The organism is Sphaerotilus sp. (genome assembly GCF_041083715.1).
In the GTDB taxonomy this organism is placed as follows: domain Bacteria; phylum Pseudomonadota; class Gammaproteobacteria; order Burkholderiales; family Burkholderiaceae_C; genus Sphaerotilus.
In genome coordinates this window covers 1-6,887 of the sequence record NZ_JBFPGY010000291.1, presented here as the reverse complement: position 1 = coordinate 6,887, position 6,887 = coordinate 1, and the positions used below count along the sequence as shown (strand labels likewise).

General features: G+C 68.6%; 8 protein-coding genes. 2 read left to right on the top strand and 6 right to left on the bottom strand.

Features of this window, described 5'->3' with window-relative positions:
• The 4 genes from AB3X43_RS13515 to AB3X43_RS13500 all read right to left on the bottom strand — a co-directional run.
• A partial coding sequence (locus tag AB3X43_RS13515) for a tannase/feruloyl esterase family alpha/beta hydrolase (protein WP_369430381.1) occupies positions 1-692 on the bottom strand: 692 nt, incomplete at its 3' end.
• Positions 693-756: 64 nt separating this feature from the next.
• Positions 757-2,085: a TRAP transporter large permease gene (locus tag AB3X43_RS13510; protein ID WP_369430380.1), complete on the bottom strand. Its 1,329-nt coding sequence runs from the start codon at positions 2,083-2,085 to the stop codon at positions 757-759.
• Positions 2,082-2,636, bottom strand: a complete 555-nt coding sequence (locus AB3X43_RS13505) for a TRAP transporter small permease (RefSeq protein ID WP_369430379.1) — start codon at positions 2,634-2,636, stop codon at positions 2,082-2,084. Before AB3X43_RS13505 ends, AB3X43_RS13510 begins: the two co-directional genes overlap by 4 nt.
• Positions 2,637-2,655: 19 nt before the next feature.
• Positions 2,656-3,714 carry a TRAP transporter substrate-binding protein gene (locus AB3X43_RS13500; protein ID WP_369430378.1) on the bottom strand — a complete coding sequence of 353 codons (1,059 nt, stop codon included), beginning with the start codon at positions 3,712-3,714 and terminating at the stop codon, positions 2,656-2,658.
• A gap of 168 nt (positions 3,715-3,882) precedes the next feature.
• Between AB3X43_RS13500 and AB3X43_RS13495 the strand changes: the two genes are divergently transcribed.
• The gene (locus AB3X43_RS13495) at positions 3,883-4,785 is read left to right on the top strand and encodes a LysR family transcriptional regulator (protein WP_369430377.1); all 903 of its coding nucleotides are present in this window, start codon (positions 3,883-3,885) and stop codon (positions 4,783-4,785) included.
• 11 nt (positions 4,786-4,796) lie between these two features.
• On the opposite strand, the gene panC is transcribed toward AB3X43_RS13495, so the two are convergent.
• The gene (gene panC / locus AB3X43_RS13490) at positions 4,797-5,645 is read right to left on the bottom strand and encodes a pantoate--beta-alanine ligase (protein WP_369430376.1); all 849 of its coding nucleotides are present in this window, start codon (positions 5,643-5,645) and stop codon (positions 4,797-4,799) included.
• Between the two features lie 19 nt (positions 5,646-5,664).
• Complete coding sequence (gene panB / locus AB3X43_RS13485; protein WP_369430375.1) at positions 5,665-6,519, bottom strand: 3-methyl-2-oxobutanoate hydroxymethyltransferase; 855 nt, start codon at positions 6,517-6,519, stop codon at positions 5,665-5,667.
• Positions 6,520-6,669: 150 nt separating this feature from the next.
• Here panB and AB3X43_RS13480 point away from each other — a divergent pair.
• On the top strand, positions 6,670-6,887 hold a 218-nt coding region (locus AB3X43_RS13480; protein WP_369430374.1), incomplete at its 3' end, for a DUF938 domain-containing protein.

Genomic DNA, 6,887 nt, shown 5'->3' with positions numbered 1-6,887 from the left:
GCGGCGTCGAAGCCTTCGTGGCCGCCCTGGGAGCCGCCGGCGAAGTAGGTGTACTTCGGCTTCTGGCCGTACATCTTCTGCGTCAGGAACTTGGCGACATCGACGGTCTTCTTGACCTGCCACTGGCCGAAGTTCATCAGCTCTTCCTGCTTCAGCGCGAAGCTGGAGTCGAACGGCGGCTTGCCGGCCGCGTCGTGGCCGGAGTCGCTGCCCAGCGTGACGTAGCCGCGTGCCAGCGGGGTCGGCACGTCGGCGGGTGCCATCGAGAAGGCATTCAGGCCGGTGACGACCGAGCCGTTGGTGCCGCCACCGCCGAACTGCAGCGCGCGCTGGTTCCACGACTTCGGCAGGTTCACCTGGAAGCGGATCGCCGAGGCGGTCGGGTCCAGCGGCCAGATGTTGCCGGTGACCATGCAGTAGTCACGGGCGGTGCTGGCCGAGTCGGTGTCGGTCACGTCGGCGGCGGTCAGCACGCTGGCGCCCGAGGACGGCAGGCCGATCGACGCGGCCGGGATGGTCAGCCCGACCAGGCTGGCGCAGGACAGCTTCTGAGCCACCGGCATCAGTGTGGTGTCGGTGGTGGTGGCGGCGATCGCCGTGGAATCGCCGCCACCGCAGGCGACGAGAGTCGCCGCCATCAGCGGCGTCAGGCACAGGGAAGGAGTGAGGCGAGCAGGACGCATGGAACGCATGGGATGTCTCCTGGGATGTTGAAATTGGTATGAAATCGGTGCTGCGCGCTGTGGGGCAGCGCTGTTATCCGCCGAAGGTGCGCACCAGCACCAGCGAGATCGACGGGAAGGCCAGCAGCGCGACGATGCGCAGCAGGTCCGAGGCGAGGAACGGCATCACGCCCTTGAAGGTCTCGGACAGCGGGACGTCCTTGGCCAGCCGGTTGATGATGTAGACGTTCATGCCGACGGGCGGATGCACCAGGCCGATCTCGACCACCATCAGCGCCAGGATGCCGAACCAGATGCTCTTGTCGGTCGGCGTCAGGCCGTGGAAGGGCAGGCCCATCACCACCGGGTAGAAAATGGGGATGGTCAGCAGGATCATCGCCAGCGAATCCATCACGCATCCCAGCAGGATGTAGATCACCAGGATCGCCACCAGCACCAGCATCGGCGACAGCCCGCTGCCCTGCACCCACGCCGCCAGCTCCACCGGCATCTGCGACAGCGCCAGCGCGCTGTTGAGCATGTCCGCGCCGAGCAGCACGACGAAGATCATCGCGGTGGCCTGCGCCGTGCCGAGTGCGCTGTCGAGCAGGCCGCGCAGCCGCATCCCGCCGCTGACGACCGCCAGGATGCCGCACGCTGCCGCACCGATGGCAGCAGCCTCGGTCGGGTTGGCCCAGCCGCCGTAGATGCCGACGATGACCACGGCGAACACGCCCAGCACCGGCGTCACCTGCAGCAGCGCCTTGATCCGCTGCGGCCAGGCGACGACCGGCCCGGCCGGTCCCATCTCGGGCCGCAGGCTGACCATCAGCCGGATCACCAGCATGTAGCCGACCATCGCGATCAGGCCCGGCAGCACCGCGGCCATGAACAGCTTGCCGATCGATTCCTGCGTGAGGATCGCGTAGATCACCAGCGGCACCGAGGGCGGAATCATGATGCCCAGCGTGCCTCCGGCGGCCAGCGCACCGGTGGACAGGCTGCCGGCATAGCCGAAGCGCTTGAGTTCGGGCAGGGCGACCTGGCCCATCGTCGCCGCAGTGGCCAGCGACGAGCCGCAGATCGCGCCGAAGCCCGCGCAGGCACCGATCGAGGCCATCGCGATGCCGCCGCGCCAGTGGCCCATGAAGGCTGCGACGAAGCGGAACAGCGCGGCACTCAGGCCACCGTGCGTGGCGAACTGGCCCATCAGCAGGAACAGCGGGATCACCACCAGGTCGTAGTTCGACAGCCGGGCGTAGGCGGTGTTCTTGAGCGTGTTGAGCAGCGGTGTCGTGTCACCGGTCAGGTAGGCATAGCCCCCGGCGCCGGTCACGAACATCGCGATGCCGATCGGCACGCGCAGCACCAGCAGGGCCATCAGCGCGGCAAAGATCAGGCCGCCGATTGCAATGCCGCTCATGGCTGGCCTCCCGCCGTGGCGTGATTCGCTTGACCGAGGTGGTGGGCGACCATGTAGAAGCCGGCCAGTGCCATGAGCACCAGCCCCGGCACCATCAGCGCCTGCGCGACCCACAGCGGCCAGCCCAGGATCATGCTGGTCTCCTCCGAGGCACGCACCGCGACGGCGCCAACCGTCGAGCGCCACGCGAGTACCGCGCCGACCAGCCCGGTCAGCAGCGAGCCCAGCGCGTCGAGTCGGTGCACGGTGGCGGGTCGGCACTTGGCGGTGAAGAAGTCCACCTTCACATCGCCGCCGGCCAGGTGGCAGTAGGCGAAGAAGGTGGCGCAGGCGAAGGCGGCGCACATCTGCAGCACTTCCACGTCACCGGGGACCGGTGCCGAGGCGACCTTGCGCCCGACGATGGAAGCGATGCTCATGCCCACCAGGGCGACGAAGACCAGCCCGCCCGCGACGGCGGCGGTCTTGCTCACGGCCAGCAATGTCTTGCCCGCAGGGCCGAAGTCGGCCCCCGGGCCGGCGTGGACCACGCCGGGTATCGGTTCTTGCATGAAAAGGACTCCGTGGCGTTCAGCGGACGCTGTAGCGGGTGATCAGCGCGCGGGCGCTGTCGAGCAGCTGCTGGCCGTTGGCGCCCTTGCCGTTCATGTCCGACACCCAGGCGTCGATCACGGGCTGGCCGGCCTTCTTCCAGTTCGCCAGCTCTTCTTTCGGGATCACGTTGGTCGTGTTGCGGACGGTGAGCTTCTTGCCTTCGGCGTCGGCGGCCAGGAAAGTCCTGCCGATCTGGCCGGACAGGGCCTGGCCGCTGTTGGCGTCGATCACCTTCTTCAGGTCGGCGGGCAGGCCGTCGTAGCGGGCCTTGTTCATCGCGAAGACGAAGGCCGAGGTGTAGAACGCAGGCTCGGCCGGATCGGTTTCCGTGTGGAACTTGACCAGTTCCTGGATCTTCACCGACGGCACCACCTCATAGGGCACCACCGCACCGTCGATGACGTTCTTGGACAGCGCCTCGCCCACGGCCGGCACCGGCATCGCCACCGGCGTCGCACCGAGCGCAGCCAGGAACCTGTTGGTCTGGCGGGTCGGCGCACGCAGCTTCAGGCCCTTGAAGTCGGCCATCGTGCGGATCGGCTTGTTCGTCAGGTGGAAGACGCCATCCCCGTGGACGTGGAAGGCCAGCGGGTGCACGTCCTTGAACTCGTTGGGGGCCTGCTGCTGCATGTAGTCCCACACCGCCTTGCTGGTGGCTTCGGGGCTCTGCATCATGAAGGGCAGCTCGAACACCTCGATGCGCGGGAAACGGCCCGGCGTGTAGCCCGGCAGCGTCCAGGCGATGTCCACCACGCCGTCGCGCACCTGGTCGAACAGCTGCGGCGGCGTGCCGCCGAGCTGCATCGACGGGTAGATCTGGCACTTCATCTTCTGGTTCGATTCCCGGGCGATCTTGTCGCACCAGGGCTGGATGAACATGGTCTGTGCGTAGGCGCCGGCGGGCAGGAAGTGGTGGACCTTGAGGGTCACCACGTCCTGGGCGGCGGCGGTGCCGGGGAGGCCGCACAGCACGGCGGCGGCGGCCATCGTGGCCGAGAGGGCATGGCGAAGCGGGGCAGCGAGCGAAGCTGTCATGGGGATGTCTCCTGGGGGTGGGGGACCGCGGTTGCGTCCGTCGGGGCGTTCTGCGGTGTTCTTGATGCAGCGCAAATTGGTTCTGCGTGGCGGCAGTCTAGGAATCCGGCCCCAGCCGGAAAAGATGCGGCGGGCGTTCGCGCGATAACCAATCGTTATCATCCCGCCATGAAACTCACCACCCTCAATGCCCTCATCGCGGCGGTGGAAGAAGGCAGCCTGCGCGCGGCGGCGCGCCGCATCGGCGTGTCGCAGCCGGCACTGACCAAGATGGTGCGCGAGCTGGAACGCGAGCTGTCGGCCACGCTGCTGACCCGCTCCACCACGGGCGTCATTCCCACCACGCAGGGCAAGGTGCTCTACGAGCGGGCCTGCGTGGCGGTGCGCGAGCTGTCCGGGGCGGTCGAGGAGATCAGCCAGCTTGGCGGGCAGATGGTGGGCGAGCTGCGCATCGGCGCGGTGCCGCTGGCGGTGATGCTGCTGATCCCGGAGACGGTGCGCACCTTCAGCCGCGAGTTCCGCGACGTGCACCTGCAGATCCGCGAGGAGCTGTACATCGAGCAGCTCACCAATCTGCGCCGCGGCGATGTGGACATCGCGCTCGGGCCGATCCCGGACCACCTGCCGGCGGGCGAATTCCAGACCGAGGTGCTCACCTCGGTGACCATGGTGGTCGTGGTGCGGCGCGGCAGCCCGCTCGCCGAGGCGTGCTCGCTGGCCGAGCTGCGCGAGGCGCGCTGGGTCTATACCGGCATGTCGGGCGTGACCGGCTATGCGCGCCGGCTGTTCGAGCAGAACGGCCTGCAGCCGCCGCAGGTGGGGGCGACGGTGAATTCGACGCTCGGGCTGCTGTCCCTGATCGCCAGCGGCGACTACGTGGGGCTGATGCCGCGGCCGCTGGCGCTGCACCCGGCCGCTGCGCCCTTCCTGGCGATTCCGCCGCTGCAGGAGGGCGGGCTGGCGCTGACGGTCGGCGTGATCACGCGGGTGGACACCGCGCTCAAGCCGGTGATGCGCCACTTCATCGCCCACCTGCACCGGGCTGCGTACCAGCTCGGCCGGGCTGGCTGAATCTCGGAGAGTCAGATCTCCAGGTTGTCGATCAACCGGGTCGCGCCCAGCTTGGCCGCCGCCAGCGCCACCAGTGGCGTGCCCGCATCCAGATCGGCTTCGGTCGGCGCCAGCAGGTCGGTGCGGCGGCGCAGCGTCATGTAGTCGGGCTTCCAGTCGCGTGCGGCCATCGTGCCCATGGCCCTGGCTTCGATCGCGGCGACGTCACGCTCGCCGGCATGGACCGCCGCCTGCATCGCCTGCAGCGCCAGCGAGAGCTGCACCGCCTCGGCGCGCTCGGCCGCGCTCAGGTAGCCGTTGCGCGAGGACAGCGCCAGACCATCGTCCGCCCGCGCGGTGTCGCCCGCGACGATCCGCACCGGCATCGCGAACTGCTCGACCATGCGCCGGATCACCATCAGCTGCTGGTAGTCCTTGCGGCCGAACACGGCGACCTGCGGCTGCACGCACTGCAGCAGTTTCATCACCACGGTGCACACGCCCGTGAAGAAACCGGGCCGGAAATGGCCTTCGAGCAGGTCGGCCAGCACTGGATCGGGCACGACCCTGAAGGTCTGCGGCTCGGGGTACAGCCCGCGCTCGTCGGGCGCGAAGACGAGGTCGCAGCCAGCGCCTTCGAGCAGCTCGCAGTCGCGCGCCAGCGTGCGCGGGTAGCGGTCGAAGTCCTCGTTCGGGCCGAACTGCAGCCGGTTGACGAAGATGCTGGCGACGACCGGCACGCCCGGGCCGACGAGTGTGCGCGCCTGTCGGACCAGGCTCAGGTGGCCGTCGTGGAGGTTGCCCATCGTCGGCACGAAGGCCGGGCGGGGGGTGTCGGCCAGCGCAGCGCGCAGCTCGGCCAGTGTGTGGAGCACTCGCATGGGACAGGGATTCCGTGGTTCAGGCTGCTGCGTAGGCGTGGGCGACCGGATCGGGGAAGGAGCCGTCCTTCACGGCGGCGACGTAGCGGCGCAGCGCGTCCTCGATGCTGCCGCCTTCGGCCATGAAGTTGCGGACAAACCGGGGCAGCTTGCCACGGGTGACACCGAGCATGTCGTGCAGCACCAGCACCTGCCCCGCGGTGTCCGGGCCGGCGCCGATGCCGATGGTGATCATGCCGGGGTTGTCGGTCTGCACGGCTGCCGCGACCGACGAGGGCATCAGCTCCAGCACCATCATGGCCGCTCCGGCATCGGCCAGCTCCTTGGCGTGGCGGCGCAGCAGTGCGGCGCCGTCGGCATCGCGGCCCTGCACGCGGTAGCCGCCGAGGGCGTGCACGCTCTGCGGTGTCAGGCCCAGGTGCGCACACACCGGCACGCCGCGCTCCACCAGGAAGCGCACCATCTCGGCCGTCCAGCCACCGCCTTCGAGCTTGACCATCTGCGCGCCGGCCTGCATCAGTGCGGTGGCCGAGGCCATCGCCTGCGCCGGGCTTTGCTGGTAGCTGCCGAAGGGCAGGTCGGCCACCAGCCACGCCGCGCCGCCTTGCAGACCGCGGGCCACACACCGGGTGTGATAAACCATCTCGTCCAGCGAGACCGGAATGGTACTGCTGTGGCCCTGGAGCAACATGCCCAGCGAGTCGCCGACCAGCAGCGTGTCGAGGCCGGCTTCGTCCGCCAGACGGGCAAAGGTGGCGTCGTAGGCGGTCAGCATGGTGACCTGCTCCCCTCGTGCGTGCATCGCGCGCAGGGAGTGCAGCGTGGCGGGTTTGCGGCTGTTCGGGTTCGAGGTGGGCTGTGCGTGAGAACTCATCAGGGTCTCCATGCGAATTTTTTTCAGGTACGGACCCCCGCTTTGCAGAGGTCTGAGGCATTCTAGACAGCCTTGCTGCACCGCAGCAGTGATACTTTCAGACCGTGCCGAATGGCATCCACTGTCCCTCCTCTGCCCGATGTTCTCACCATGACCGTCGACAAGCCCTTTGCGCCCGCCTGCGACCGCAACCGCGAACCCATCCTTGCGGTGTTGAGGGCCTTGCTGGCCGACCGACACACGGTGCTGGAGGTGGGCAGCGGCACCGGGCAGCACGCGGTGTATTTTGCTGCAACGCTCCGACACCTGCGCTGGCAGACCTCCGACGTGCGCGCCAATCTGCCCGGCATCTGTCTGTGGCTGGCCGA